Source organism: Natronosalvus vescus, from assembly GCF_023973145.1.
Classification (GTDB): Archaea; Halobacteriota; Halobacteria; order Halobacteriales; family Natrialbaceae; genus Natronosalvus; species Natronosalvus vescus.
Genome location: NZ_CP099546.1, coordinates 465,369 through 490,806, shown reverse-complemented (window position 1 = coordinate 490,806; position 25,438 = coordinate 465,369). Strand labels below are relative to the sequence as shown.

Here is a 25,438-nt window from a genome sequence, read left to right as displayed (position 1 = left end):
ACGAGGTATAAATCCGACGCGGGTCGACTCGATCAGGACTGCTCTGCGTCGATACTACAGACGAAGTGGCGACTTCGGTTGCGGGCGATGTAGGCGTACACGCGGTTTCCAACCATTCTGACCGGCGGCAACGCCATCAGGAGCGTCAGCGGGAGGAAGACCCGGAACTGCGCGAACAGCTGTCGAAACGCCTCGTAGCCGCCGTAGGCCTCGCCGTCGTGGAACAGGTACAGCTCTTTTTCGAGGTCGACGTCGTCCCGATCGATCAGTTCACGGGGGACGTCGGACTGGGAGTAAAACTGCACCGAGTCGTTGACGTCGAGGTGTTTGAACGGGTAGAGGCTGCGAGCACAGAAGTAACAGCGCTCGTCGTACACCACCTGGACGGTGTCGTCTTCGCTCGCGGCGAGCCGTCGATAAGCGACGTCCCAGGCAGCAAACAGCGAGAGGACGAGGATCATGTCGATAAAGTAGAGCCCGAGCATCGCGATGACGGAGAGATGGAAGCCGATCAGGCCGAGTACGGGCAGCGTGATCGATACCCCAAGTACGACCGCGACGAGCAGCGACACCTGTACCAGCGCGGTGCCGACGAAACCGATCCACGCCAACAGTTCGTTCTCGACGAACGGTACGGCGAGCGGCCGTTCGATACCGGTCAGTTCCCGGTTGAACAGGATGTCACGCTGGAGGTTAGCACCCGACAGCCAGATGTCGATTGGGCCGTTCAGGAACTTCCCCCACGCCGACCCGACGTAGATGATGGCGACGGCGAGAAGGCTCCACTTGAGCACGCGCACGCGGTACGTCCGCTCAGGATCGCTCTTGAGGAACGCGTTTAACTCCTCGAGAGACTGTTCCCCCGTTCGACGAATCGCGTCGACCGAGAGGACGTCGTCGTCGGTGTCGTGGAACAGGGCGAACATGAGGATGATGTACGCACAGACGAACAGCGATTCGACGGTGCCAGCCAGATAGAGCGTCGACTTGACCGACAGCATGTGCATCAACAGCAGACTCGAAAGTCCGCCCGTCCAACGGGTTCGGTACCCGACGATGAACCCGATCAGCAACGCGGCGACGACCCACTGCTGGTAGCCCAACATCGTCAGGAAGAGATCCTGGTGCAGAAAGTCAATTGGTGGGTTGAAGTGACGGGGCCACTCCTGGTAGAACCCCCAGTCGAGCGAAACGACCCGCCACAGCACGTACGCACCCACGAGGACGCGAACGACGGCGAGGTTGATTGGGGATGATCGGGTCTCGTCGGCAAAATAGTTGATGAACGCGCTCATGTCTGTTCAGGCTCCGTAACGGTCTCGTTTGCCACGTCGATCGTGACGCGGTGGCGTTCCTCGTTCGATGCAACGGCCGTGTTGTCGTCCGTGTAGATCACGGTTCGCTCGTAGATGTGAATGGCTTCGAACTCCTCGTAGTCCTCGAGTTCGTCAGCCGTCCACTGGTGGTCGTCGACGTACCGTGGCGGCTGCAGGCGCTCGTAGGCCGGCGGCCCGCCCGCCTCGATCATCCCCCGATACTCCTGTATCGCCTCGAGGTAGAATCCACCCAACTCGAGGCGTTCCTCGTCGGTGTAATCGTTGGCCATCTCGCCAGCCACCGTCGACGTTCGCGTTCCAGTCATCGGCGGCGTTGCACGGTCGTCGAGTTCGATCTCGTTGCCCGCAGCGTCGACGACGCGGATTTCGTAGTACGTTTCCTCCTCGTCGGAGGGCTGGGCGAATTTGTGCATCTCGACGACGGGCAACAGCGGCATCCCAACCAGCGTTACCGCGATCAGGGTGGCAAAGAAGCCCGCCAGCCAGACCTGCCGAGCCACTCCCCAGTGGGCGAGCGCGAGCACGCCAAGCGTTCCGATGAAGAACAGAATGTATACGGCTGGAAAGATGATGTCGGTGAACTGACTCAGGAATTCGAGCACGAAAGACTCACCATGGCTTCTCGAAGCACGTTGTGTTACATAACTATGGTTTGAAATGAGAATACGACAGTATGAAACTGTGCCTATCCCGGGAATAAGACCGTTTCACACAATGAAACCGTTCACCACGTCCGTGCCAGGCCTCGAGTTGGTGCATTCGTCCCCATCGAGTTCGAGCGATCCCGATGGCTACTCGAGAGGGCGAGAGCACCGGTACTGGATCAGTCCTGGTGTGGAATCTCGAGGTGGTCGCCGTCGTCGGGGATCAATACCTCGCGCTCGAACACCTCACGGGCTTCCTCGAGGTGGGCGCTCGAACGGCCAGCGTACCGCGAGGAGAGGTGGACGAGGGCGAGGCGTTTCGCACCGGCTCGATTTGCGATTCTGGCGGCCTGACGAGCCGTCGAGTGGGCGGTGTCCGCCGCCCGGTCGACCCGGTCGTCGGCGAACGTCGCGTCGTGGATCAGGAGATCCGGTTCGTCTGCGACGTCGACGGTCGCCTCCGTGGGACGAGTGTCGCCGGTGTAAACCACCGTTCGGCCCGGTCGCGGGTCGCCGACGACCTGCTCGGGTTCGACGACGGTACCGTTCTCGAGCTCGACCGACTTGCCTTCGTGGAGCCGGGAGAAGGCCGGCCCAACGGGGACGCCCAGCTCTTCGGCGCGCTCGCGGTCGAACCGACCCTTTCGCTCGTCCTCGATCAGCGCGTAACCGATCGACCTGGTGTCGTGATCGGTGTCGAACGTCCGAACCTCGTAGTCGTCGCCGCGGTAGGCGAGGTCGCCGCCACTCACTTCGTTGATTCGAACCGGGAACGACGGGCGATTGCCGAGTAGCGAGACGAGCGAGCGAATCTGGCGGCGGGTGCCATGCGGACAGTGGATCGACAGGGGGTCTTCCCGGTCGTTGAAGTCCATCGTCTGGAGCAAGCCAGGGATGCCCAGGACGTGATCGCCGTGGCAGTGGGTGACGAACACGTGGGAGATGGCAAAGCCGGTTCCACAGCGCATCATCTGTCGCTGGGTTCCCTCCCCGGCGTCGAACAACAACTGGTCACCCTCGCGGGCGACGAAGAGACTGCTCGGATTCCGCGTCGTGGTCGGAATCGCGCCACTCGTCCCCAGAAAGGTGACTGACAGTTGCATCATCACCGTCTCTGTCCGCGTCGATTAAACCCGCTTCGGATCAGGACTCGTCTCGAGGACGCCCCGGGAAACCACGTGTCGCGTACGCCTGCTGAACCGCAGGTGCGCACAGGAGCAGCATACAACTGATTCCAGGTGGCGACCAGGGAGAACCGACGCCAGACCACGAGTGACACACCCTCGATCACCGGAGTGTGTTCGAATCGTCCGACGACCAGTAACTGACAACTACTCGAGCGTTCACCAGTGGAACGAACGAATCACTTTACCCGGATGCCGTTGTACGGTACCATAACTGTCACACCCGATGAGTCCGAGCGTTACATTCAGCACCCTCAAACTCCTCGTCGCGATACTGGGTACAGTCGCCGTCGTCGTCGCGGCCGTCGTCGTCATCGGACAGGCACCAGCGATCATGGGCGTCGACGACCAACCCGAAGCGACGATCACGTTCGAGGATCAGACCACCAACGGCACCAATGTCGAAATCGAATCAGTGTCGCTCTCGGACGGCGGATTCGTGGTGATCACGAACAGCGCCGGCGAGCGCGTCGCCGTCTCCGAACATCTCGGGGCTGGAAGCCACGAGAACGTCACAATCGAGCAAAACGAGGACGATTCAGGTGACTTGCTCGGACAGTTGACGGCAACTGTTCACCAGGATACGACGGGTGATGGCACCTACGCGTTCGAAACGAGCGACGGCGAGGAAGACCGCCCCTACATCGAAAACGGCTATCCCGTAAGCGATCGGGCGAGCGTGACCCTCACCAGCAACGACACCGACATCGCCACGGACTCCTTCCACGTCGAATCAATCGACGTTCCCTCGACGGCAACGACCAACGAGACGGTCGAGATCCGTGCCGAAATTCGGAACCCAACCGACGTCGAGACCCGCCAACACGTCGACCTGCGCGTCGACGGCGAGGTTCGCGAGCGAAGTATCGTCGAACTCGAGGCCGAGGAGACCAGCACCGTCGTCTTCGAGATCGACACTGCCGACCTCGAACCCGGCGACCGAACCATCGGCGTCTACACGACCGGCCACGGCGCGCTGAGCGTCCTCGCAGTGGCGTACGACATCGAACCGTCACTCGAGATACTCGAAGCGAACGAATCGGCTGCCGTCGTCAACGCGTCGCTCCCCGAAGACGGGTTCCTGACCGTCGAAAACGAAGATAACGCATTGCGTGGAACGAGCGAGAATCTCTCGGCCGGCGACAACGAGAACGTCACCATCGAGTTCGACGCCGAGGCCGGCGACGAGACGCTGTACGTTGTCCTCTATGCCGGCGAACCCGGCGGGTACGACGAGGAAACTGGCTTCCCGGACGCCGATCCGATCACCATCGAAGGCGACCGGATCGAAGCGGCGATCACCTCGAGCGACGACGAACTGTCCGAAGACTAGTGGCGTTCTAGGCCCGAACTGATGGCGAAAACAGGCGGTTGCGTCCGATTTCGCGCTGCAGGCCACGCCTGGAACAACACCTACGACATCCAGCGGTAACCGACCGATTCTTACCGCCACCGACCCTACGCCAGTTCGATGGACGCGCCGCTGTGGACGGAGACCTACGCGCCGACCCTCGAGGAGTTGCCACAGGACGACGCCCGACGCTATCTCGAACGAGCTGTCGAGGAGCCGATCAACCTCATCCTCCAGGGCCCGCCGGGAAGCGGGAAGACGGCGGCGGCGAAGGCACTCGCGGCGGCAGCCCACGGAGTTCCGGAGTCGTCCGTGGACGACTCCGGGGAGCGCCAGACCCCGTCCGGCGGTAATCCGGACAACGACCTGATCATCATCAACGTCGCCGACTTCTTCGGCCGGACGAAAACCGAGATCAAGAACGATCCCCGCTTTGCGAGCTTTCTGACCGGCCGTTCCGCGATGTCCAAACGCGACATGATCAACCACGTCCTCAAGGAGTCCGCGAGCTACGCCCCCGTGTCGGGCACCTACAAGACAGTCCTACTCGACAACGCCGAGGACGTCCGCGAGGACTTCCAGCAGGCGTTGCGCCGGATCATGGAGCAACACCACCGGACGACCCAGTTCGTGATCGCCACCCGCCAGCCCACGAAACTCATCCCGCCGATCCGCTCGCGGTGTTTCCCCGTCTCGATGCGCGCGCCCACGAGCGAAGAGACCGTGACCGTCCTGAAGCGCATCGTCGAGGCCGAAGACGTCGACTACGAACGAGATGGCCTCGAGTTCGTCGCCGGCTACGCCGACGGGAACCTCCGACAGGCGATCTTGGCCGCCCAGACGACCGCCGAGACCGAAGGCGAGATCACGATGACGACGGCCTACGAGACGATCGGGACGGTCGGCTACGCCGACGAAATCGAGTCGATGCTCGAGGACGCCGAAACTGGGGCGTTCACCGACGCCCGCTCGACCCTCGACGACCTCCTCGTGGACGAGGGCCTCGACGGCGGTGAGGTGCTCGAGGAGGTGCTGTCGGTGGCGAGAAAGCGCTACCAGGGTCGGGAACTGGCGCGTATCCACCGGCTGGTCGCCGACATCGAATTCGAGATGACCGAAGGAGCGAGCGACCGGATTCACGTCGGCCATCTGCTGGCTGAGTTGGGTCGGGATAGCTGAGGACTCGGTACGGGGAGTCGAGAAATCCGTTAGCTCGAGCCGCGGTGTCGTTCCGAGCCGTGCCATCGCTCGAGTACCGGTTTGTCACCCGCATACCGCATCCACACCCTCACACTGCATACTGCATCTACACACCACACTGCACACTACATCTACACCCTCACACCACATACCGCATCTACACACCACACCCACACGCTCACTATCAACGCCGTGGTATCGAAAGGCATGCCAACGGTGCTCGACACCCACATCCGGAACCGATTTCGCGTCCAGCCCAACCACGCGAACAACAACGAGACCCTCCACGGCGGCAACCTGATGAAGTGGATCGACGAGGTCGGCGCGATGAGTGCGATGCGTTTTGCCGGCGAAACATGCGTGACCGCCCAGGTGAACGAACTCGACTTCGAGCGACCGATCGGGATCGGCGACACGGCGCTCGTCGAGGCCTACGTGTACGCCGCCGGTACCTCGAGCGTCCGTGTTCGCATCCGTGCCTGGCGCGAAGAGCCCCGGACGGGGGCGACCGAGAAGACGACGGAATCGAGTTTCACGTACGTCGCGATCGATACCGATGGACGGCCGACACCGGTTCCCGACCTCGAGGTAGATTCAGAACGGGGACGGGAGCTACGAGAGCGTGCGCTCACGGCCGAAGACGACAATAGTACCAACTGAAACGATGTACACACTGATCGTCGATACGCCTGACAAGCAGATGTACACTGACGTGCAGGACCACGATAGTACTCGCATGAATCGGGGTAGCCCGCCGGTGAGTCGGCGAACACAACTGTAAACAGTTATCCGACTGCGGGCGCAACCACCCCACAAGATGGCCAAGGACGTCAAACCGACCCGGAAAGAGTTGATGCAGATCGAAGATCGCATCGACCTCTCCGAGCGCGGGCACGGAACCCTCGAGAAGAAACGTGACGGGCTCATCATGGAGTTCATGGACATTCTGGATCAGGCCCAGGACGTCCGCGGGGAGCTTTCGGACGACTACGAGCGCGCCCAGAAGACGATCAACATGGCCCGGGCCATGGAGGGTGACGTCGCCGTTCGTGGCGCGGCGGCGGCCCTGCAGGAACACCCCGAGATCACGACCGAGTCGAAGAACATCATGGGCGTCGTCGTCCCCCAGATCGAGTCCTCGAAAGTGACCAAGAGCCTCGACCAGCGGGGCTACGGGATCATGGGCACCTCTGCCCGCATCGACGAGGCCGCCGAGGCCTACGAGGAGCTCCTCCAGAGCATCATCCTCGCCGCCGAGGTCGAGACAGCGATGAAGAAGATGCTCCGGGAGATCGAAACCACCAAACGGCGCGTCAACGCCCTCGAGTTCAAACTCCTCCCGGAACTCTACGAGAACAAGGAGTTCATCGAGCAGAAACTCGAGGAACAAGAGCGCGAGGAGATCTTCCGGCTGAAGAAGATCAAAGAGAAGAAAGAAGCCGAAGAAGAGGAAGAAGCCGCCCAGGCCCTCCGCGACGCCGAGGAGCGCGAACCCGCAACCGCGAGCGGCGTCCCGGGAACCAACTGACGCCCAACCGAATACCTCCGCGAAACACCGTTTTTCTCTCGATGATGTATTCTTGTGACTGTGACACCACCCCGATTTCGTTCGCCGTCCCCACGTCGCTTCGAGCATATGCGCCCGACGAAGCCGACGCGGCGGCGATCTGTCCGCGCTGTCTCCGCGTCGAACCGGTCGCCGACACCGACACGACGGACGATGTGGCCTTCGATCGGCTGAGTTCGTCGTTCCCAACCGGCGAGGCCGGCGTGGCGCTCGCGCTCGCGATCGGCCTGTGTGCGTCGCTGGCGACGAACCGCTCGGCCCTCGAGGACGCACTCGAGGCCGTCGAACGGGCCGGGGCCGACCCCTTACTGGCCCTCGATCGGCTGCTCGCAGAGCCGTCGGTCGAGCCGGCGATCGACCTCGAGCGTCGACGCCACCAGCTCGAGCAATTGCTGTACGGCTAGAACACCAACGCCAACGTCTCCGCTCGAGTGTCTCACGACGTCCACGAATCGGTATTAGAGGACGATCGTGACGACGGTGAAGAGGATGAGCACGCCGGTGATGTCACACACGTTCGTGACGACCGGAATCGTCGTATCGTCCGGATCGTACCCCAACCGGTAGGACGTCGAAACCGAAACGACACTGACGACGACCACGAACACCGAAAGGAGCATCCCGCTCACCAGCGAAATCGTGAGCACTGCCGCCAGCGAGAGCGTGCCGCCGAGCACTCGTCCAATCGCCCAGGCAGCGATGCCGACGAGCACGAACACAGTGAACCCGAGTCCGAGCACCGCCCCGGCGTTCGCTCGAACGCCCGGGTTGTCGAGCGAGAGTTCGAACGTCCCGAGATGCAACTGCGTCGACAGGCGAGAACACATAATCGATCCGAGGTTACCCGCCGTCCCGATCTGTACCGGAACCAGAATCAAGAGCGCGGGGTTGGTGAGCAAAACCTCCTCGAACGTGTCGAGGACGGTTCCCGAAACCATCTGGAGGAGCGATAGTGCTGCAAGCAACGGCACCATCGTGAACACCATCGTTCCGATCCGCCAGTCGTCCCCCAGCCCGAACTGATCGTCGTCATCGTCCGCGCCGGTGACCTCTTCGTAGAGGTCGCCCAGCGACTCGCTCATTCCGGTGAGGTCGTCCCCGGCGTACTCGTCTCTCATAGGAACAACCCGACGAGGTAAATGGCGATGAGCAAGAAGGCGATGCCGAAGACGTCGCCGAGTGTCGTGACGAGCGGCCCGACGATGTTGTCGGGATCGTGTCCGTATCGGTAGCCAACGAAGACGACGGTAACGAGGGTCGACAGCATGAGTATCGCGGAGAGGAACCCGGCGACGACCATGATGCCGACGAGCTGGAGCAGGCTCCCGCCGCTACCGAAGAGGACGAGAACGAAAAACGCGACGACCGCGATGAACACGGAGACGACCATGCCGTTGATGAACGAGGCGACGATGGCGTTCGAGAGGCGAGTATCGAGGGTGAACCGGGGTTCGATCAGTCCCTGGTGGAGTCCGCTCGAGAGTCGGGCACCGAGCGAGCCGTAGACGCCGCCTCGAGTCGCCAGAAACGCGGGCAACAGAACGAGAATTCCCGGGACGCGTTCGATCCCGTTTCGCATCGTTTCACTACCCAGGATCGTGCCGGCAAACAGGCCGGCAACGAGACTGACGAGAATCACCGGAAGCGCCTGTCGATACACGTCCCAGGCAGATGCCTGTGCACTCATTGCCGAGTCGTTCACAGCCTATAGTGAAAAATCACCCGACGGGTCGTTCTTCCTATGGCATGCTGATTCGGGCATGCTGATCTCGAGGCCCCGATCCTCGAGCGCGTCGGCCCAGGACACCCGACTCGCTACGTCTCCCCACCGGACGGCAGTCGAACCCCTGCCGCCTGAAACCGTCGGAACACGTCGCTCCCCCACTCGTAGGCTGCCTCCGAATCGTTCTCGATAACGCCCACCGTCTCGCCGTCGTCGGTTACCACGACGAACGTGTAGGCGGTTGTCGTCGTCTCCAGCAGCACGAGTCCGTACGGGATCGACTCGACGACGTGACCGTGGAATCGACCCGTCTGAAATACTCGCTCGAGTGACGCGCCGTGGTCGTCCAGCACGAACGAGAGCAACTCGTCGGTAAAGACGACCTCCGCGTCGAGGTGGCCAGCGATCGTTCGTTCGGTCAAAATCCGTCGAAACTGTGGAATCGGCTCCGTCGCCGCAATGCCGCGAAATCGAACGGCATCCTGTAACCGGTTTGCGATCGTCTCGAGCGGCTGGTTCGGAGTCAGACGGGAGGGTTCGTGGATCGTCGCTCCCTCGAGCAACGCCATCGACAGCGGCGCATCAGTTGGAACGGCCGCCAGAAGGTGACTGACGTCGACGACCGACTCGAGTGCGTTTCTGGCGTCCCGAAACGCCGAGAGTGCCAGTCGGCCGGCCATAGTCAACCGGAGTCGCCCCTCGTCTCGCTCGAGTAAGCCGAACGTCATGAGTTCGCGAACGCCCCGATCGACCGTCGATCTCGACGAGTCGGTCGTTGCCTCGAGGTCGGCTTTCGTCCCCGGGTCGGCTTCGAGTGCCGCTAACAGATCGTACCGGCGGGAAATCGTCTCGAGCGGATTGGAGCGTGATGGAGACGCCATCTAGTAGGGCCACGAGTGGCCGTGAGGAAAAGGTCTCGGTCACGTGACCTGCGAGCAGATGGTCGGCGAGCGACTCGAGTGCGGTGTAACCGAGACGGTAGTATCGTGTAGCCGAAGGCGACGACTCAGACGCCCACCGACGAGTGAGGAGTCTGTTAGACGCCCGTATTGTACCGCAGAATACCCGCAACCCCGCCAAAGGCGTTGTAGAGCTGTTCGCCCTTCTCGAAGTCAGTCGAGATGAATTTCGTCTCGGTGCCGCGCTGTTCGGCGATGTTAATCAGGTGCTCGATCGCGTCCTCGCGGTCGTCCTCGGTCGCCTCGACGTCGCTCCCACACTCGCTACAGCTGTGAGACGGCGTCGCCTTTCGTCGGTCGATGAGTTCGTAGTCGGTGTTGCCACAGTCACCACAGTCGAAGGTGACGACGTCCTTGCGCAGATCCTCGCTGATCAGCAGGTTCTCCACCGACCCCATCACGAGGTTGGTGCGAGTCTGCTCGAACCCGTACGTGGCGAGTTCCCCGCTGTGAAGCTCCTTGAAAAAGCGCTCCATCTGCGTTTTGTCCTTCATCACCTCGGCGTCGGCGAGGGCCTCGCCTGCGTTGTCGACGAGATCCTTGAGTCCCGACTCGTCGGTGTAGGAGACGTCGAACTTTCCGAGCACCGTGTCCTGGATTTCGTGGTGGAGGTAGTCACCGTCGAGGAACTCGTCTTTCGTCGGGGAGGGTCCGCCAACGAGGACGCCGTCGAGTTCGTGGCGCTTCGGGACGAACAGGTCGTTCGCCATTCCCGCCACCTCCTGATAGAAGTTGTCGATCGCCTCGAGTCGCAGGCGGGCGAACCGCTGGGCGGACTGGCCACCTTTTCGCTGCTTGCCGGGAACGAGCGAGGAGGCGGATTTAACGGGCTCGATGCGCTTTCCTTTGAGCCAGCCGACGTTCGCCTCGCGCCGGTCGAGCACGATCAGACCGTACAATCCGTGATCCTCGAGCATGTACTCGAGGGGGTCAGTCAGGAAGTCCGAGTCGCAGTGATAGCGGAAGGACTCGACGGGCTGGGGTGGGCTCTCGAGGACGCGGGTGACCATCTCGGTCTGGCCGCCACCGGAGTCGACGGCACCCGAAAAGAGTACCATCCCCTTTTCCGGCGGGAAGTTGTCGTAGTAGCGCAGTCGATCCTTGATGCTCGTCAGCGCGTCCTGGACGTTCGTCCGGGTCTGTTTGGACTTGATGTTCGCGGCTTCGCTGTGTTCCTGGGTGACGTGTGCGACCACGTCGCTGATCTGTCGGTCTTCGGGGACGTAGATCGTCACGAGTTGCGTGCCCGACCCTTCGAAATTGTTGAGATCTTCGATGACCTTCCGGAACTCGTATTTCTTCCGGTCGGATCCCTCCTGGTCGCCCTCCTGACTCATTGTCTCTCTAGAGCGGAGCCGTGGGTAAGTAACCTTTGACACGCGAATAGCGTCAGCAGCCGCCGTTATGGCGGGCGTTGACGGGGTTGTGCCGTTCGTGTTCGAACTCGAGCTGTCAGTACGGATACCCCGGATAGACGGCACCGAGTCCCCAATCTCGCGGGATAGCCGTATTGAGCCACTGCTGGGCGTGTCGAACCTGTGGCCAGTTCTGATCCGATCCGTTCACGCGAACCTCGAAGTGGAGATGCGGGCCGGAACAGTTCCCCGTACACCCCATGTCCCCGATACGCTGACCAGCGCTCACCCAGTCGCCCTGGTTGACGTGGAAGTTCGAGAGGTGCGCGTACCGTGTTTCGAACCCGCCGCCGTGGTCGATGTAAATGACGTTCCCGTAGCCACTCGCCCAGCCGGCGTAGGTGACGGTACCCTGACGACTGGAGAAGATCGCCGTTCCAGAATCGTTCGCGATGTCGATTCCCCGGTGGTAGCCGTGGGAGCGGTCGTCGCCCCAGATCGAGGAGACGTACCCCCAGGTTCCGTACGAGAAGTTGGGATGGGCCGTCCAGTCCTCGGCACAGTAGCCCGTCACGCGACTGTTATCGTTGCCACAGCCGTTGATCCGCACCTGCCACCAGCGGTAGCCGTCGTTGTCCCATGGGCCACCATCGATGATCATGCCCGTCCCCTCCTCAGCGGTTTTGACGACGTTTCCGCCGAGGCTGGGGTGATCGCGGATGTTCAGGTTGGAGGTCGTGTAAATCGGCTCGTCGGTACCGTGGGCGGCGACGTTCCCCGAGAGCACGACCGGAGCGGCGAGGCCGGCGGCCGCGACTCCGGCCGCCTTGCCGAGTACCGATCGTCGGCTGAGTCCGTCACCGCCAGGGTTCTCGTCTTCCGGTACTCTGGCGTGTTCTCGAGCCCGTTCCTCGAACTCCTCAGGCGTGAGCGTCAGCTTTCGTCGATCGATCTTCGTCTCCACCCAGTCCATATCAGCCGGTTGCCCGCAGCTACCGGTGTGTTCCGTGTCGGTACAGCCATGTGCGTGATATTCTGCCATGGTTCGAGGTAACATCCAACATCACAGTATATAAAATTCTATGTTTGTAAACATAGGATAATATCCGAGTGACATTATATTCCGTTTTTCGCCTAGTAAATCTACTAATTTATAACAAAGATAGTTTATCAGTCGGGCTCGAGACGATTCGTACAGCTTCTGTCGGGTGGACAGGAAAATCGCGAAAGTGACTCGAGTAACGTCCCTTGGCTGTGACTCGAGTCTCAGCGACGCCGACTTCGGCTGTATCGACCACAGACGACGGTCGTGATTCCCGAAAATTGGTGACACCATCTTGTCCCCTGGCGTGGAAGACCTACAGACGATGGTCGTCTCCCTCCACATGGGCTGGCGTCACCTGCTCTTTGCCAACTGGCCAGTCGACCCTGCTCTCGTCGAACCGGCCGTCCCCGACGCCCTCACCCTCGAGGCGTTCGACGGGGCGGCCTGGCTCTCGGTCGTTCCCTTTACGAACGTCGACGTCCGCCCTCGAGTCGCCCCGGCCGGCATCGGGATCGGCCTCCCCGAACTCAACCTTCGCACCTACGTTCGCTACGGCGCCAACCCTGGTGTCTACTTTTTCAGCCTCGATGCGGACGGGTTGCTGGCCGTCCTCGGCGCCAGGCTCTTCCATCACCTGCCGTACTACTACGCCAGTATCGATATCCGTGCAAGCAGCGGTCGCATCAGGTTCCGGAGTCGCAGACGACACCCCGGTTCCAGACCGGTTCACTTTCGGGCGAGCTACGAGCCCACGGGAACCGCGTTCCACGCTGCCCCTGGAACCCTCGCGAGCTTTCTGACTGACCGGAGACGGTACTACACCGAAGCCCAGGATGGCACGCTTCGATACGCCGAAATCGACCACGAACAGTGGCCGCTCTACGACGTCGACGTCGTCCTCGAGGAGAACACGCTCTTCGAGGCGAACGGATTCACGAAACCCGATGGCGAGCCCCGCTATCTGTATAGTCCCGGTGTCGATACGGTGGCCTCGAGGAGTAAGTGGCTGGAGTAGGTGAAAGAGCAGACGTACGGAGCGACAGTAGCGAGTAGCCTCGACGATCACACCGAGGAGCGGTGCCGATTCGCACTCCCCGAGATCATCACAGATCCAGTCCGAGCACGGTCGCCTCGTCGACTTCGCCGTTTTCCTTGCGCCAGAGTCGGTTGTTCACCGAGACGCCCCCACCGTACGGCGCGTCGACATCCGGGCGGGCGTACTCGAGGGGGCCAACGGCGTACTGGCCCGTGGCGTCGTCGGGAACCTCCACGTAGTACCGGAGCGTCCCTTCCTCGACTTCGTGGTCGAAGGTCACGACCGTGCGGTACCCCTCGAGCTCCTCGACGGTGACGTCCCCGGCAACGACCTCCCAGTCGACGGGAATCCGATCCCGGACGCGGACGGGTTCGTCAGCGTCCACGTGGACGCGAACCTGGCTCGTCTGGCCGGCGGTGAACAGCGAGGCGTCCGCCTCGCGTTCGATCTCGAGGTCGACCGGCGTGTCGGTACCCACCTCGATCTCGTCGTGAGCGATCGTCTGTGGCCCCCCGTTGATCCCACTCGAGACGGTGACGCCGTTCCGGATCACGGCCGACCAGTGAAACGGGGTTCCGGTCGTGAGTTCCCCGAGCGTCGCGTCCTCGGGCACGTCGGGGCCGACGCGGGAGTAGCCGGTCTCCTCGAGGTCGAAGTCGTCGGTGATCCGCAGGAACCGCGTGCCGGCGTGGTAGTGGCCCGCGACGACGGTGCCGTCCGTGTCGATATCGAGGTTGTGTGCACTCAGGTTGAAGTCGTCGAAGCCCTCGTACTCCCAGTCGTCGTCCGCGGCTTCGTGTTCGAAGCCGGGCGTTTCGTCGAACGTCTGATCGGTCGACTCGAGGAGGATCCAGTGGTCGAGTTCGGTCGCCGGTTTCGCCTCCGGATCGTACATCTCAAACGCCTCTCGACTCGCCGGTTCGACGCCGTCCTCGAGGAGCGTCGAGGAGATGCCGAGATAGGTAGGGTCGGCCTCGCCTTCGATCACCGCGTCGAGCGGGTCAGCGTCAACCAGGTAGTAGTGACCGGACTCGCCGTCGGTGCGGACGTGCCCCTGATCCGCGTGGCTCGCGGGCGTCTCGTGACCTGCGACGAACACGCGCTTGCCCCCGAGGAGCGTCGGTACGGGGACGGTGTGGTGGGCGCGCTCCATCTCGAAGACCCCCAGTTCCTCGATGTCCGTCGGATCGCTCACGTCGAGAAGCCGCGTGCCAGCGTCCCAGTTGGCGTCGTACAGGATCGGAATCCCGTACCGGGGGTCGTCCTGGACGACGACGTCGTGGACGTAGGTCGAGCCGCCCTCGGTGCCGACTTCCGGCTCGGCGAGTTCGCTGTCGTAGTTCCACCAGTTGACGTGCTCGAGCGTCCCCAATTCGCGGTCGAACGCGAAGACGTTGATCCCGCCGGTGACGCCGTCCTCGCCGTGGGCGGTGAAGACGTACTCGCGGCCACCGATCTGGTGGTACCAGGCGTTGTGCGGCCCGAGCGTCCACACCGAGAGCGTCGTCTGGGTGACGAACTCGGGGTTCCCCGGATCGGAGACGTCGACGACCTCGAGTGCCGCCGCGTCGGCACCGCCGTCGTGGTCGTCCGTCCCGCTCGAGCCGTCGACCTCCCCGAACAGCGCCGTGAGCGGCTGCTTCGAGAGAAACGCGTACTGCCCGTCGTCGCTCACTTTCACGTCCATCACCGCCGCGGCGTCGTTCTCGTTCCGGAAAAAGGAGAGACAGTTGATGTCGACCGACTCGAGTTCGCTCCGGGACTCGGCTCGCGTGAAGTCGCTCACGTCGAAGATCGCTAACCCCCTGTCCGGCGTCTCGTCACGCGAGGAGAAGACGGACGCGAACGCCAGGTCGTCGTGGATCCGGAGTTCGCTGAACCCGCCGTAGTGGGGATCCTCCGGTCGCCCGGCGAGGGAGGCGGAGCCGACGCCGCCGGCGCTGTGGTAGCCGACGACTTCGGTGTTCGCCGCGGCGTCTCGCCGCTCTCCGTCGAACTGATCGCCGGTTCCGCCGTTGGTCGATTCCTTGTGCGCTACCGCCGTACTGCCGATGGCTGCGACGCCCAACGCGCCCGCAGCGGCCTGCAGAACGGCTCGTCTGGTTCGTGACTCGAGTGACTCGCGTGCTGGCATCAGTGGCTCCGTTCCGTGATACCAGTAGTCACCATTAGGGCGTTCTGACAAACCCATCAAAAGGAACTGGCACGATCGGCTGCTCGAAGGCGACTGGCTTCGAAGAGAAGAGCTCACAACACACCACAATTACTTCGATTTGTATATCAAATAGCTACATAAATCGAAGCATATCGCACACGTCAACGACGCGTATCGGAACGCTCCTCGAGAGCCCAATTGCCAGCTTCGTCGTTTGGGTCACTACCTATTTTTCAGTTATATACCGAGACGAGGGGCCGGCGCAGATATCGAACACGGGAAGACGGTCGCTCTCGCTACGCTCGAGCGCTTGCGACTTCCCTGCTCGAATCTGCACGACGTCATCATCGCCCGCATTTCGAACTCCTCGCTCCGCTCGTCGTCGTGAAATGCGGAAAGAATGATGGGCCGGCGCAGATTCGAACTGCGGTTACGGCCACCCGAAGGCCGAAGGATGCCAAGCTACCCCACCGGCCCGCACTCGAGGGCAGGCTAGCTGGCAGTTTAACGTTTGCGAATAGTGGCGATTTCGATACTAATCAGGGCGCACGAGCCTCGAGCGTCGCACAGATCGCCGACAATTGTTCGAGGGTCGTCTCGAGCGAGCCCGAATTATCGATGCTATGATGCGATTCTTCGGGCGGCTCGAACTCGGACTCGAGAAGCGTGTAGACCGAGAAGTCCGCATCGCTCGCATCACCCTCCCGTTCGGCGATCCGTTCCCGGACGACGTCCGTCTCACACGTCACCCGAACCAGATCGAACCGGGCGTCGGCAGCCTCGGCAACCGCGCGTGCCTGCTCGCGTAGGGACTCCCGCCGGAACGTGCCATCCACGACCGCGACTCCCGCCTGCTCGAGCGTCGTGGCGGCCCGCGAAAGCGTCTCCTCGTAGGTCGCACGCGTCTCCTCGGGGGTGTAGTCGGGATCCGGAAAACAATCCTTGCGGACGACGTCGGTACGGACGAGGTCGGCCTCGAGTCGGTCGGTGAGTTCGCCCGCGACGGTGGTTTTTCCGGTGCCGGGGAGACCACAGACGACGACGAGGCGCTTCCGTGTGGACATGTCGGGTTCGATGAGTACATTCGCTGGTGGGGTTTAGGGCTTTGCGCTTCGTCTCACGTTCGCGAATCGGGTGCGTGACCAAGTTCAAAAAATCACGCTGAAACCTCAAAACTGCGCGTAGCCGTCCGTGTCGAGATAGTGGTGAGCAACCGTGATCGCCTGATCGGCGTGGAGCACCGTCGGGCCGAGTCGGAGTCGCCGGTCGACCGCTGTCTCGAGCACGTTCGCCTCCTCGTCGGTGAAGTCGTGATGATCCGAGAGGACGAACACGGGATCGACGAGCGTCTCCGGGGACACGTCGACGATTGCCTCCCCATCCTCGTAAAGCTGGACGACCGTTCCCGCCGATCCGACCTGCTCGAGTGTCGCCTCGAACCCGCGTCGATAGAGTTCGATCCCCGGGCCTGGTTCGGCTGGCAGTGCGCCGATCGCTTCCTCGCGCTGCTCGAGGGCGTTTCTGACCAGCGCCGCCGTGCTTCGTTCGTCTGGGTTGAGCCGCCGGAGTTCAGCGCCGTCGAACGTGATCGTGAACTGATCCCGGACGACGACGTGTACTCGAACGTCGGTTCGAATGCCGTGTGAGGTGACGAACGACGCGGTGATCGAGCGAGCGATGGCATCGAGTCGACCCGCTCCGCCCGCGAGGTCGTCGAGGGAGAACTCGCCGTCGATGGGGACGTCATGTGCCAGCAACACGAAGTGGCGCATAGGGTTACTCGAGCCCCCTCGAGTTTACGGGTATCGATCAGTGCCTCACGGGTGTCGATTAGCAGCCCAGGGCCGGCACTGGCAAGGCCAAGGACTTCTCGGGAACGCACTGTCCATCGTGTAATGGCAGCAACCAATGGCGACGGCCGACAGTTACTCAGCGCGCTCGAAGGGAGACGCTGTCCGAGCTGTCGAGCGGGATCGCTGGTTCGCGACCGGTACAAAGGTAACCTGGCGGCACTCTGTGAGGAGTGTGGAACGCCACAGGCACAGCTCTGGTAAGCGGGCGACAGACGCTTCGGCACGCTCCACGCGAGAAATTCACGACCGACGAAATCGACACGCCGCGAGTGGCATCCAGATCACGCTCGAGGCGCACGCATCGAGACTCGAGTCAAAGCCAACTCGAGTCGGCGATGAGTAACCGGTTACTGCTCGGAGGAGTCGACTCCAGCACACCCACGGACTCGATTGGCCACCCGAACCAATCACCGCCACAGCCGTCCCACGACTGGCGTCTGTTCACGCGCGAGTTCGGAGACCAGTGAGACGGCTTCGTCGGCCGCCTCGCGGTCGACGCCGCCACCGTATCGGGCCTGTTCGTACAGTTTGGTGACCCGTCGGGCGCGGGGATCGACGGTGCCGAACAGGCGCAGCGATTCCAGATATTGTCGCGGTGATTCCCCCCGTTTTCGCGGGCGGTACCGCCGGGCCAGGAGTACCTCGAGACGGTCGTACGCCCGCTCGGTGTCGGCGACCGGATCCGCGCGGAACCCGTGCCAGTACAGCCGTACCTCCCGGTTGACCAGGGAGGGAACTCCCGAGCGGCGAACGCCGGCAGCGACGCCGATGAAGAGCGCGACGCCGAGGAGGAGGTCACCGGGGGCGACGGGGATACCCTCGTCCTCCTCCTCTGCCCCGTCGGTGCCCGCATCGGAATCAGGGAGCCCCGATCCGGGGTCGCTTGGCTCGAGCAGATCGCTCCCGTCCGTCGTCCCGCCTTCGCCACCCGGATCGAGTCCTTCGTATCCAGGCGTCATGCCCGGAGACGACTGATTGCTGTCGGAGTCGTTTTGATCGATGATGTCTTCGAAGTCGTCGTCAGGCTCCGGAATGTCGGGCTCTTCGTCCTCGATACCGTCAGCCGGGACGTCCTCGCTGGTATCGGTGTCGACGTTCGCTTCGCCGTCCTCGCGAGCCTGCTCGAGGCGCTCCTGGTGGGTGGTGTCGCGCTCGGACGACGGGGTCGGCTCGAAAGCGACCCAGCCGTGCTCGGGGAAGTACACCTCGACCCAGGCGTGGGCATCGAGGCCGCGGACGACGTACTCGTGATCGTCGACCTGCTGACCCGACGTGTATCCCGTGACGTACCGGGCAGGGATCTCCTCTGCACGGAGCATCTGGGCCATCGTCGTCGCGAAGTAGACGCAGTAACCCTCGTCCATCTCGAAGAGGAACTCCTCCGCGGCGTTGCCGCCTGGGCGGTCGACCTCGAGGGAGTAGTCGTACTCGTCGTGGAAGTGCTGCTCGATGGCCACGGCCTTTTCATAGGGCGTCTCGGCGTCGCCGACGATGTCGGCGGTTGCCGTCTCGAACTCCGAGGAGAGCGTCTCCGGCGTCTGGAGGTAGTAGTCGGTGACGTGCTCGGGGTAGTCGGTGCCCGCGTTCGTGAGTTCCTCGGGGTCGGCCCGGATGACGGCGCTCTCGACGTTGTAGGTGTCGCCCTCGATGACCGGGCCGTCGGGCATCGGCTGGCCGTGATCGGTGACGCTGACGTGCTCGGCGATGTCGCCCTCGATCGCCGTCGGGTGGGGCGAAACGGGCATCACGTGGAGTTGGCGTTCGATCGTGACCGTCTGTCTGACGGTGTCGTATTCGCCCTCCGGTGTGGGTAGTCCAGCAGTGTTGTAGCTATCGTCTGGCCCGCTTCTGACCCAGGCGTCGCCCGTATAGCGGTCGTACACCCCCGTTCGCCAGTAGGTCGGTTCCTCGCTCACGACCGTGAAGTGAACCTCTGGGGAGAGATCGACCGACCCGCTGATCGACGTCCGATCCGGGTCGCTGTCGATCGCGCCGTCGAGCGTGCTCGGGCCACTGTCGACCAGGAACGTCGGACTTGCTGCCCCACCGGGGACGAACGTGATCGTCATCGAGAGGACGACGATCACCGCGAACAGAATCGCCAGCACGTCCGCCTGGGCGATCGTCCCGCCACGGTGGTCGAGTTCACCGAAACCGACTGCGGCGATGCCGCCGACGACGCCGACGACCGTCACCCCGGTCGTCGCGTCCGTCGTCAACACCAGGAAGACCAGCGCGATTCCACCCGGAACGACGCTCAACGCGTAGCGCTCGCGCATGACGAGATACCACGACAGAAACACCGGCCCCGGAGCGAACCCGAGCGTCCATATTCCTGCTTCGACCATCTGGAGAATCGACATCCCGGTCGCCAGCGTAATCGTATCCGAGAGGAACGTGTCCGCCTGCAAGATCATCGCACCAGCCCCGTGACCGGTCGCCTCGAGGTAGTACAGAAAGCCGATCGCTCCAGCACCGAGCCCGATCGCGAGAGCGGTTCGCGGCTGGATCGCGTGGGCGAGCACCGTCGCCGTGACGGCCATCGTCAGGACGAGGAGGTACAGCGACTGGGTACCACCGACCGTTCGCGTGATGTCCGCCAGCACGTGCACGTACGCGCCCGTCAACACGATCATGCCGGCCAGTGCCAGCGTTCTGAACACCGACGCGTCGACCGTCTCCTCGAGCGACGTCGATACCGTTCGGGGGACGGTTCGGGAGTCGGTACTCATGCGTGTGCCGACACCCCCGTTCCCGTTCCCGCGTTCGATCGATCGTCGCTCGAGCCAGGTTCCCGGCTGGTCGCCGATTCGTCCGCACCCCGTCCCGCAACCGTATCCGGGTCAATACGCCCGCTGAGTCGCTCGAACGGAATCTCGTGGCCCTCGACGATCACGACCACACCGGTCGTATCCGCCTGGATCAACACGTCCGCGCCGGTTCGCGCTCGGTCGTCGGCCTCGCCAGGCTCGAGAACGGCCAACCGTCGGAGCATCTCGAGCTGGTGGCGCTCCCCGGTTTCGGCCTCGAGCGTTGCCTCCGGAAGTGCGACCCCAACGGCGACCTCCTCCCGGAGGAGGTAGGTCGCCACGCTGGCGACGGCCGTCGCGAGGTCGTCGGCGTAGCCGGGGGTACACTCGGCGGTGAGTTCCACCGAGCCGACGCGGCCATCTGCGACGAACTCCTTGACGACGAGTTCGCCGTCGGCGCGCTTGGCGGCGGATTTCCAGTGAATGTCACGGAGCGAGTCACCGCGCTCGTACTCCCGGAGGTGATCGAACTCCTCGCGGTCGTACCGTCCGACGGCGTCCCGAAGTAACTGGAGGTCGTGTTTCGCGCCGCCTCGAAGATCGTACACCCGCGGGTAGACGAGGACGTCGCTCGTCTGGGCGTACCTGAACCGGCGTTCGACCAGGCCGAACAGATCGGTGATGGTCACCGTCAGTGGGCCGACCGCGTGCTGACCGCGGGACTCGAGGTCGATCTCGTAGCGAATGGGCTCGCCGTCGAGCAACGTGGTCTCGACTGCGTTCCGTCCGTCGACGGCCGAGACACCGTCGGGAAGGGCGTCGACGACGGTCGCCGACAGCGGCGTTTCGACCTCGACGGCGAGTTCGACCGTCCGGCGTTCGTTGGGATAGCCCTCCTCGATCGGAAGTCGATCGATCTCTGGACGAGTCGTGCGGTAAGCGGTGACGACGCCCGCTGCGAGGATGAGCACCAGCGGTGCGACAACGGCGTCGAGTGCCCGCGACCCGAACTGCGCCCCCATGAGGAGACAGAACGCGATCACGCCGAGAGCAGCCCAGCCGCGCCTGGACAACCTCATGGCACTCGGACGCGCTCGAGGGCGTCCTCGACGATGGCGACGCCGTCTCGCTCCTGGTTGCCCGAACTCGAGGCCGGTTTGATCCGGTGGGCGAAACAGTACGGAGCCTCGTGCTGCACGTCGTCGGGGATGACGTACTCCCGGTCGTCGAGAATCGCTCGCGCCTGGGCGGCCCGCAGGAGGGCGATGGTTCCACGCGGACTCGCGCCGATCTGGGCGTGTTCACGGGTGTAGCCGGCCAGTTCGCTCGCGTACGTTCGAACGGGGGCTTCGACGGCGACCCCGGCGACGGTCGCTCTGGCACGGACGATCGACTCGAGGTCGACAACGGGCTCGAGTGCCTCGATCGGATGGTTCCCGACGGTTCGCCCGAGCATCTCCGTCTCCTCTTCCGTGTCCGGATAGCCGAGCGTGAGCTTCTTCATGAACCGGTCGATTTCGGCGAACGGCAGGTCGTACGTGCGATTTGGTTCGACGGCGTTCTGGGTGGCGATGACGACGAACGGCGACGGCAACGAACGGGTCTCGCCGTCGACGGTCACCTGCAGTTCCTCCATAGCCTCGAGCAGCGCCGACTGGGTCTTCGGCGGTGCGCGGTTGATCTCGTCGCCGAGGACGACGTTCGCGAAGATCGGACCGGCCTGAAACTCGAACTCACGGGTCTTCTGGTTGAACACGTTGACGCCGGTGATGTCCGAGGGGAGGAGGTCAGGCGTAAACTGGATTCGGCGGAATCGGCAGTCGATCGACCGGGCGATCGACCGGGCAAGCATCGTTTTGCCGACGCCGGGAACGTCGTCGAGGAGGACGTGACCGCGCGCTAGCAGCGCCGTGATGACGTGTTCGACCTCTTCGTCGTGACCCACTATAACACGGGTAACGTTGTTGTGAACGGTCTCGATCAGTTCGGCGACCGTCTCGACGGGCAACGGATCGGTGGCTCCGGGGCGGTTCGAGGCTTCTGTTTGCGGTGGAAGGTTGGCGTCGGTCATAGCTCCATGTCGTGACGCCAGCGGCGCGGGGACACCCTGGACGTCTGCTCGTTACTCCCTGTTCTGGGATTGGGCAACATATGTTTTGTGCCTTTCAATTTGTGACTGATTCAACGAGGACGCCGGCTGGGTCACACGCCGGCTGGGGTTCGGAGATTCGTGTGACTCACTCTCGGGGCTCCAGCGGGAAATAGCTGTACCTGCGTTCGGTCAGTGAAAACGACTGTCGGCACTCACCACGTAGCGATCAGAAAACGATACCTCCGTCTGGCTCGGATCGACTTAGAGTCGCTCGAGATTCGTCGCGCGCGGGCCTTTGTCGGCCTGCTCGATGTCGAACTCGACCTCCTGTCCCTCCTCGAGATCAGGGCCGCCGACGTCCTCCATGTGGAAGAACACGTCGTCGTCCGCGTCGTCAGTTTCGATGAATCCGTAACCGCCAGTGTCGTTGAAGAATGCGACCGTACCTTTCGCCATTGCGTCTGTACACACTCACGATGAAGACATAAACCTTCTGGAGGTGCTGGTAGGCAACGAGACGGTCAGATTTCGTTATCGATAGCGTCCGACCAGTCAGCGGTGGGTTGCCGAGTCGAGACTACCGCTCACCACTGCACGCACCTCGAGCAGACGAGGTCGTCCTCGACCCGCCAGACGTGGTCGACCGTCTCGCCACACGAGCGGCAGGTGTACGTCCCCCACGCGTACGTCGAGAGACCCGAGTCGGCGTCGGAGGTTCCAGGCCCTGGATCGGTGGATGTGGCGTGATCGTCCGTTTCGGGCTCCGCATCGGGGGAGGCGCCTTCGAGGTCGCCACCGGAGTCTTCGTCCGACCTGTCCGAACCGCCTGAACCGCCCGAACTATCTTTGGCACCGGTTGCGTTCACGAAATCCGAAAGCGAGCGATCCTCGGTCACGTGGGCGGCTACGGACGGCGGGTGCTTAGGGGTTTCCACGCACCCGCCCGCCTCCGACCTCGAGCGCCCGCTTCCACGTCACCGCTCTCCCTGACCTCGAGACTCCCGCCAAGCACCAGCGATCGGTATCGCCAAGTACCACCGGTGAGAACGATCACGTATGGCTACCGTCGCGCTACTGAACACGATCATCGACAACCTCATCGAGATGAACGAGTACTTCGCGGACGTCGCGATGGGCGAGGGCGTCGCACCGTTGCTCGTGCTCGCAGGTACCGTCATCATCGCCGTCTCTATGGGCGTATTCGGCGTCCTGACCCTCGGTGGGATCGCCAGTCTCTTCTCGCTCGACTGAGAGAACCGCCGGAACGATCTTTTCACACCCGTTGTGCGACCCTGAGCGCCCGACTCGCTTTCTCGATCGCCGCCTCGAGATCCGGCCCCAGCGGCGAGCCCACGACGATCCCGTCGACGAAGGACAGTGCGTCCGCGAACTGATCGGCCACCGTCTCGGTCGTCCCCGCGATGGCAAACGCGTCGATCATTGGTGGCGTCACGGCCGCGAACGCGTCCGAGAGGTCGCCCGCCTCGAGGTGTCCGCGGACGGTCTCGACGGCCTCGACGTCGAGGCCGTGGCGTTCGATCACCGGTGGAGCCGCCCCGCCGGCGATGAACGCAACAGGGGGTCGAGCGGCCTCCCTGGCGGCGTCGTCCGTGTCGGCCACGCTGACGCTGGCGAACGCAAGTGACTCGAACGCACCGCGGTCGTCCGGCCGATCTGCGAGGCCGATTTCGACCTGCTCGGCCGCCCACTCGAGGTCGCGCGGGTGGGAGGCGTTGATCAGCACCCCGTCGGCGTGTTTCGCGCTCATCCGTAGCATGTGCGGCCCCTGCGCGCCGACGTACACCGGGATGTCGCGGGGCTCGAGGTTGAGCGACGCGTCGCGAGCGGTGAACGTGCCCTCGTGAGTGATGGTATCGCCGGCCCAGAGGTCGCGGGCCACCGAGAACGACTCGAGGACGCGCCGAAGTGGGCGCTCGTGTTCGATGCCGAGGTTCGAAAGCGCGGAGCGGTCGCCAGCACCGATGCCGTAGACGCCGCGGCCGTCACTCACCTCGTCGATGGTGGCCACCCGGGCCGCCAGCGGAACCGGGTGATCCTGGAACGGGTTGACGACGCCGGGGCCGAGTCGAATCGAGTCGGTCGCCTCGGCCATCAGCGAAAGCGTCGCGAACGGATCGCGGTTGAAGTAGTGGCTGCTCGCGAACGCGACGTCGAACCCCTCGTCCTCGGCGCGAGCGGCGAGACTCGCGAGTCGGGCGGGTGGGTGTTCGGGCGTAAGTTCGATCCCCCAGGTCGGCTTTCGAGTGTCCCCGTCCATCAGCCCTCGAACCTCCACTCGCGCAGCGCCTGGCGGACGAAATCGCCCTCGAGGTCGCGAAACAGGTTGTCGCTCCCCTCGAGGTCGCCGAACGACCAGCCACGGACGACGACAGCGGGGGTACCATCCGCTCCCTCGCCAGTGACGAGGTTTGCCGCCGACGCGAGTTCGTCGACGACGGACTGGACGGTAACTCCCAGTTCGCGGCCATCCCGGTCGTGTTCGCCGCGCCAGTCGCGGCTGGCGGAGATTCCGGCCCAACCGAGAGCTACCCCGCGCTGGCCGTGACGAAACGGTCGTCCGCAGGTGTCGGTGACGATCACGGCGACGTCCTCGATACCGCGGGTCTCGAGCCCTCGACGAATCCGTTGGGCGCTTTCCGTCGGCCGTTTCGGTAACAACAGCAGGTCGTGATCGGGCACGTTCGACCGATCGATCCCCGCGTTGACGCAGACGTGGCCAAAGCGCGTTTCGGTGAGTAAAAACGGCGCATCCATCGCCAGCTCCGTGCTCTCCTCGAGCACCGCCTGGGCGAATCGGGGATCCTTCTCCTCGCCGGTGAGTTCCTCGAGCCGACTCGCGATCTCGCGGGCGCGGGGGCCGGCCGGAAACTCCGAGAGGTCGGCGGCGCGCCCCTCGGCTTTCGAGACGACCGTGCTCGCGACCGTGAGCACGTTCCCGGGCTCGAGGTTCGCCCGTTCGGCGATGAGGGCGGCGAGGTCGTCGCCGGGTCGGATCTCGGGGAGATCCGGGACTGCGTGCAGTTCCATACGGAGGTGGTGGGCGAGCGGGGTGAAAAACGCACCGTCACCGGAGACAGGCACCGACATCGGTCTCCGGAGTGCCTTCGTTGCCGGGGAGGGACTCGCCGCTTCCTCGAGTGTCACTCGACTGTCGACCGCCGATTCC

General features: G+C 63.3%; 26 protein-coding genes and 1 tRNA gene. 8 read left to right on the top strand and 19 right to left on the bottom strand.

Annotated elements, in window-relative coordinates; translation table 11 throughout:
• Positions 1-32: 32 nt before the first annotated feature.
• The 3 genes from NGM68_RS02280 to rnz all read right to left on the bottom strand — a co-directional run bounded on the left by NGM68_RS02280 (position 33) and on the right by rnz (position 3,084).
• On the bottom strand, positions 33-1,295 hold the full coding sequence (locus NGM68_RS02280) for a thiol-disulfide oxidoreductase DCC family protein (RefSeq protein ID WP_252700035.1): 1,263 nt from the start codon (positions 1,293-1,295) through the stop codon (positions 33-35).
• Positions 1,292-1,939, bottom strand: coding sequence for a hypothetical protein (locus tag NGM68_RS02275; RefSeq protein WP_252700034.1), 648 nt, complete (start codon positions 1,937-1,939; stop codon positions 1,292-1,294). Before NGM68_RS02275 ends, NGM68_RS02280 begins: the two co-directional genes overlap by 4 nt.
• 221 nt (positions 1,940-2,160) lie before the next feature.
• Positions 2,161-3,084, bottom strand: a complete 924-nt coding sequence (rnz, locus tag NGM68_RS02270) for a ribonuclease Z (RefSeq protein WP_252700033.1) — start codon at positions 3,082-3,084, stop codon at positions 2,161-2,163.
• A gap of 307 nt (positions 3,085-3,391) precedes the next feature.
• On the opposite strand from rnz, the gene NGM68_RS02265 reads away from it, so the two are divergent.
• The 5 genes from NGM68_RS02265 to NGM68_RS02245 all read left to right on the top strand — a co-directional run bounded on the left by NGM68_RS02265 (position 3,392) and on the right by NGM68_RS02245 (position 7,687).
• Positions 3,392-4,498 carry a DUF7282 domain-containing protein gene (locus tag NGM68_RS02265; RefSeq protein ID WP_252700032.1) on the top strand — a complete coding sequence of 369 codons (1,107 nt, stop codon included), beginning with the start codon at positions 3,392-3,394 and terminating at the stop codon, positions 4,496-4,498.
• Positions 4,499-4,636: 138 nt separating this feature from the next.
• Positions 4,637-5,695, top strand: a complete 1,059-nt coding sequence (locus tag NGM68_RS02260) for an AAA family ATPase (RefSeq protein ID WP_252700031.1) — start codon at positions 4,637-4,639, stop codon at positions 5,693-5,695.
• Positions 5,696-5,923: 228 nt separating this feature from the next.
• Positions 5,924-6,376 carry an acyl-CoA thioesterase gene (locus NGM68_RS02255; RefSeq protein WP_252700030.1) on the top strand — a complete coding sequence of 151 codons (453 nt, stop codon included), beginning with the start codon at positions 5,924-5,926 and terminating at the stop codon, positions 6,374-6,376.
• A 157-nt stretch (positions 6,377-6,533) separates the two neighbouring features.
• Positions 6,534-7,244 (top strand): V-type ATP synthase subunit D, encoded by a 711-nt coding sequence (locus tag NGM68_RS02250; protein ID WP_252700029.1) that lies wholly within the window; start codon positions 6,534-6,536, stop codon positions 7,242-7,244.
• Between the two features lie 44 nt (positions 7,245-7,288).
• Complete coding sequence (locus tag NGM68_RS02245; protein WP_252701364.1) at positions 7,289-7,687, top strand: DUF6276 family protein; 399 nt, start codon at positions 7,289-7,291, stop codon at positions 7,685-7,687.
• Between the two features lie 54 nt (positions 7,688-7,741).
• Here the strand turns inward: NGM68_RS02245 and NGM68_RS02240 are convergent, their stop codons facing one another.
• The 5 genes from NGM68_RS02240 to NGM68_RS02220 all read right to left on the bottom strand — a co-directional run bounded on the left by NGM68_RS02240 (position 7,742) and on the right by NGM68_RS02220 (position 12,362).
• Positions 7,742-8,365 carry a magnesium transporter gene (locus NGM68_RS02240; RefSeq protein ID WP_425493607.1) on the bottom strand — a complete coding sequence of 208 codons (624 nt, stop codon included), beginning with the start codon at positions 8,363-8,365 and terminating at the stop codon, positions 7,742-7,744.
• Between the two features lie 32 nt (positions 8,366-8,397).
• Entirely contained in the window at positions 8,398-8,970 is a 573-nt protein-coding gene (locus tag NGM68_RS02235; RefSeq protein ID WP_252700028.1) for a magnesium transporter, read from the bottom strand.
• 128 nt (positions 8,971-9,098) lie between these two features.
• A complete protein-coding gene (locus NGM68_RS02230) occupies positions 9,099-9,887 on the bottom strand; it encodes a helix-turn-helix transcriptional regulator (RefSeq protein ID WP_252700027.1) in 789 nt (262 codons plus the stop codon).
• 155 nt (positions 9,888-10,042) lie between these two features.
• Complete coding sequence (gene prf1, locus NGM68_RS02225; RefSeq protein ID WP_252700026.1) at positions 10,043-11,302, bottom strand: peptide chain release factor aRF-1; 1,260 nt, start codon at positions 11,300-11,302, stop codon at positions 10,043-10,045.
• A gap of 115 nt (positions 11,303-11,417) precedes the next feature.
• Complete coding sequence (locus NGM68_RS02220; protein ID WP_252700025.1) at positions 11,418-12,362, bottom strand: M23 family metallopeptidase; 945 nt, start codon at positions 12,360-12,362, stop codon at positions 11,418-11,420.
• Between the two features lie 325 nt (positions 12,363-12,687).
• On the opposite strand from NGM68_RS02220, the gene NGM68_RS02215 reads away from it, so the two are divergent.
• Entirely contained in the window at positions 12,688-13,380 is a 693-nt protein-coding gene (locus tag NGM68_RS02215; RefSeq protein WP_252701362.1) for a YqjF family protein, read from the top strand.
• Between the two features lie 88 nt (positions 13,381-13,468).
• Here the strand turns inward: NGM68_RS02215 and NGM68_RS02210 are convergent, their stop codons facing one another.
• The 4 genes from NGM68_RS02210 to trmY all read right to left on the bottom strand — a co-directional run bounded on the left by NGM68_RS02210 (position 13,469) and on the right by trmY (position 17,328).
• A complete protein-coding gene (locus tag NGM68_RS02210) occupies positions 13,469-15,535 on the bottom strand; it encodes an LVIVD repeat-containing protein (RefSeq protein ID WP_252700024.1) in 2,067 nt (688 codons plus the stop codon).
• Between the two features lie 425 nt (positions 15,536-15,960).
• Positions 15,961-16,033, bottom strand: a tRNA-Pro gene (locus NGM68_RS02205).
• A 62-nt stretch (positions 16,034-16,095) separates the two neighbouring features.
• Positions 16,096-16,620 (bottom strand): P-loop nucleotide/nucleoside kinase family protein, encoded by a 525-nt coding sequence (locus NGM68_RS02200; RefSeq protein WP_252700023.1) that lies wholly within the window; start codon positions 16,618-16,620, stop codon positions 16,096-16,098.
• Between the two features lie 105 nt (positions 16,621-16,725).
• On the bottom strand, positions 16,726-17,328 hold the full coding sequence (gene trmY / locus NGM68_RS02195; RefSeq protein ID WP_252700022.1) for a tRNA (pseudouridine(54)-N(1))-methyltransferase TrmY: 603 nt from the start codon (positions 17,326-17,328) through the stop codon (positions 16,726-16,728).
• 123 nt (positions 17,329-17,451) lie between these two features.
• Between trmY and NGM68_RS02190 the strand changes: the two genes are divergently transcribed.
• A complete protein-coding gene (locus tag NGM68_RS02190; protein WP_252700021.1) occupies positions 17,452-17,610 on the top strand; it encodes an HVO_A0556 family zinc finger protein in 159 nt (52 codons plus the stop codon).
• 206 nt (positions 17,611-17,816) lie between these two features.
• Here NGM68_RS02190 and NGM68_RS02185 read toward each other — a convergent pair whose 3' ends face one another.
• From NGM68_RS02185 to NGM68_RS02165, 5 genes are all read right to left on the bottom strand, one after another.
• Positions 17,817-20,141 (bottom strand): transglutaminase TgpA family protein, encoded by a 2,325-nt coding sequence (locus NGM68_RS02185; RefSeq protein ID WP_252700020.1) that lies wholly within the window; start codon positions 20,139-20,141, stop codon positions 17,817-17,819.
• On the bottom strand, positions 20,138-21,238 hold the full coding sequence (locus NGM68_RS02180; protein WP_252700019.1) for a DUF58 domain-containing protein: 1,101 nt from the start codon (positions 21,236-21,238) through the stop codon (positions 20,138-20,140). Before NGM68_RS02180 ends, NGM68_RS02185 begins: the two co-directional genes overlap by 4 nt.
• The gene (locus NGM68_RS02175; protein WP_252700018.1) at positions 21,235-22,230 is read right to left on the bottom strand and encodes an AAA family ATPase; all 996 of its coding nucleotides are present in this window, start codon (positions 22,228-22,230) and stop codon (positions 21,235-21,237) included. The genes NGM68_RS02180 and NGM68_RS02175 overlap by 4 nt, the downstream gene beginning before the upstream one ends.
• A 282-nt stretch (positions 22,231-22,512) precedes the next feature.
• Positions 22,513-22,707, bottom strand: a complete 195-nt coding sequence (locus NGM68_RS02170) for a cold-shock protein (RefSeq protein ID WP_117362766.1) — start codon at positions 22,705-22,707, stop codon at positions 22,513-22,515.
• A gap of 128 nt (positions 22,708-22,835) precedes the next feature.
• A complete protein-coding gene (locus NGM68_RS02165; protein WP_252700017.1) occupies positions 22,836-23,147 on the bottom strand; it encodes a DUF7573 domain-containing protein in 312 nt (103 codons plus the stop codon).
• Positions 23,148-23,307: 160 nt separating this feature from the next.
• Between NGM68_RS02165 and NGM68_RS02160 the strand changes: the two genes are divergently transcribed.
• A complete protein-coding gene (locus NGM68_RS02160; protein WP_252700016.1) occupies positions 23,308-23,502 on the top strand; it encodes a DUF8024 family protein in 195 nt (64 codons plus the stop codon).
• A gap of 22 nt (positions 23,503-23,524) precedes the next feature.
• Here the strand turns inward: NGM68_RS02160 and NGM68_RS02155 are convergent, their stop codons facing one another.
• Both NGM68_RS02155 and NGM68_RS02150 read right to left on the bottom strand, forming a co-directional pair.
• Complete coding sequence (locus tag NGM68_RS02155) at positions 23,525-24,529, bottom strand: 5,10-methylenetetrahydromethanopterin reductase (protein ID WP_252700015.1); 1,005 nt, start codon at positions 24,527-24,529, stop codon at positions 23,525-23,527.
• Positions 24,529-25,299: a coenzyme F420-0:L-glutamate ligase gene (locus NGM68_RS02150; protein ID WP_252700014.1), complete on the bottom strand. Its 771-nt coding sequence runs from the start codon at positions 25,297-25,299 to the stop codon at positions 24,529-24,531. The genes NGM68_RS02155 and NGM68_RS02150 overlap by 1 nt, the downstream gene beginning before the upstream one ends.
• Between the last annotated feature and the right edge of the window lie 139 nt (positions 25,300-25,438).

Excerpts from the sequence above, each read along its gene's own strand:
- NGM68_RS02255 (WP_252700030.1), top strand. The coding sequence starts at position 5,924 with ATGCCAACGGTGCTCGACACCCACATCCGGAACCGATTTCGCGTCCAG.
- NGM68_RS02260 (WP_252700031.1), top strand. The coding sequence starts at position 4,637 with ATGGACGCGCCGCTGTGGACGGAGACCTACGCGCCGACCCTCGAGGAG.
- NGM68_RS02280 (WP_252700035.1), bottom strand. The coding sequence starts at position 1,295 with ATGAGCGCGTTCATCAACTATTTTGCCGACGAGACCCGATCATCCCCA.
- NGM68_RS02245 (WP_252701364.1), top strand. The coding sequence starts at position 7,289 with ATGTATTCTTGTGACTGTGACACCACCCCGATTTCGTTCGCCGTCCCC.
- NGM68_RS02170 (WP_117362766.1), bottom strand. The coding sequence starts at position 22,707 with ATGGCGAAAGGTACGGTCGCATTCTTCAACGACACTGGCGGTTACGGA.
- NGM68_RS02190 (WP_252700021.1), top strand. The coding sequence starts at position 17,452 with ATGGCAGCAACCAATGGCGACGGCCGACAGTTACTCAGCGCGCTCGAA.
- NGM68_RS02200 (WP_252700023.1), bottom strand. The coding sequence starts at position 16,620 with ATGTCCACACGGAAGCGCCTCGTCGTCGTCTGTGGTCTCCCCGGCACC.
- NGM68_RS02150 (WP_252700014.1), bottom strand. The coding sequence starts at position 25,299 with ATGGAACTGCACGCAGTCCCGGATCTCCCCGAGATCCGACCCGGCGAC.
- prf1 (WP_252700026.1), bottom strand. The coding sequence starts at position 11,302 with ATGAGTCAGGAGGGCGACCAGGAGGGATCCGACCGGAAGAAATACGAG.
- NGM68_RS02235 (WP_252700028.1), bottom strand. The coding sequence starts at position 8,970 with ATGAGTGCACAGGCATCTGCCTGGGACGTGTATCGACAGGCGCTTCCG.
- NGM68_RS02250 (WP_252700029.1), top strand. The coding sequence starts at position 6,534 with ATGGCCAAGGACGTCAAACCGACCCGGAAAGAGTTGATGCAGATCGAA.
- NGM68_RS02215 (WP_252701362.1), top strand. The coding sequence starts at position 12,688 with ATGGTCGTCTCCCTCCACATGGGCTGGCGTCACCTGCTCTTTGCCAAC.
- NGM68_RS02230 (WP_252700027.1), bottom strand. The coding sequence starts at position 9,887 with ATGGCGTCTCCATCACGCTCCAATCCGCTCGAGACGATTTCCCGCCGG.
- NGM68_RS02240 (WP_425493607.1), bottom strand. The coding sequence starts at position 8,365 with ATGAGCGAGTCGCTGGGCGACCTCTACGAAGAGGTCACCGGCGCGGAC.
- NGM68_RS02160 (WP_252700016.1), top strand. The coding sequence starts at position 23,308 with ATGGCTACCGTCGCGCTACTGAACACGATCATCGACAACCTCATCGAG.
- NGM68_RS02210 (WP_252700024.1), bottom strand. The coding sequence starts at position 15,535 with ATGCCAGCACGCGAGTCACTCGAGTCACGAACCAGACGAGCCGTTCTG.
- NGM68_RS02220 (WP_252700025.1), bottom strand. The coding sequence starts at position 12,362 with ATGGCAGAATATCACGCACATGGCTGTACCGACACGGAACACACCGGT.
- NGM68_RS02185 (WP_252700020.1), bottom strand. The coding sequence starts at position 20,141 with ATGAGTACCGACTCCCGAACCGTCCCCCGAACGGTATCGACGTCGCTC.
- NGM68_RS02175 (WP_252700018.1), bottom strand. The coding sequence starts at position 22,230 with ATGACCGACGCCAACCTTCCACCGCAAACAGAAGCCTCGAACCGCCCC.
- NGM68_RS02155 (WP_252700015.1), bottom strand. The coding sequence starts at position 24,529 with ATGGACGGGGACACTCGAAAGCCGACCTGGGGGATCGAACTTACGCCC.
- rnz (WP_252700033.1), bottom strand. The coding sequence starts at position 3,084 with ATGCAACTGTCAGTCACCTTTCTGGGGACGAGTGGCGCGATTCCGACC.
- NGM68_RS02180 (WP_252700019.1), bottom strand. The coding sequence starts at position 21,238 with ATGAGGTTGTCCAGGCGCGGCTGGGCTGCTCTCGGCGTGATCGCGTTC.
- trmY (WP_252700022.1), bottom strand. The coding sequence starts at position 17,328 with ATGCGCCACTTCGTGTTGCTGGCACATGACGTCCCCATCGACGGCGAG.
- NGM68_RS02265 (WP_252700032.1), top strand. The coding sequence starts at position 3,392 with ATGAGTCCGAGCGTTACATTCAGCACCCTCAAACTCCTCGTCGCGATA.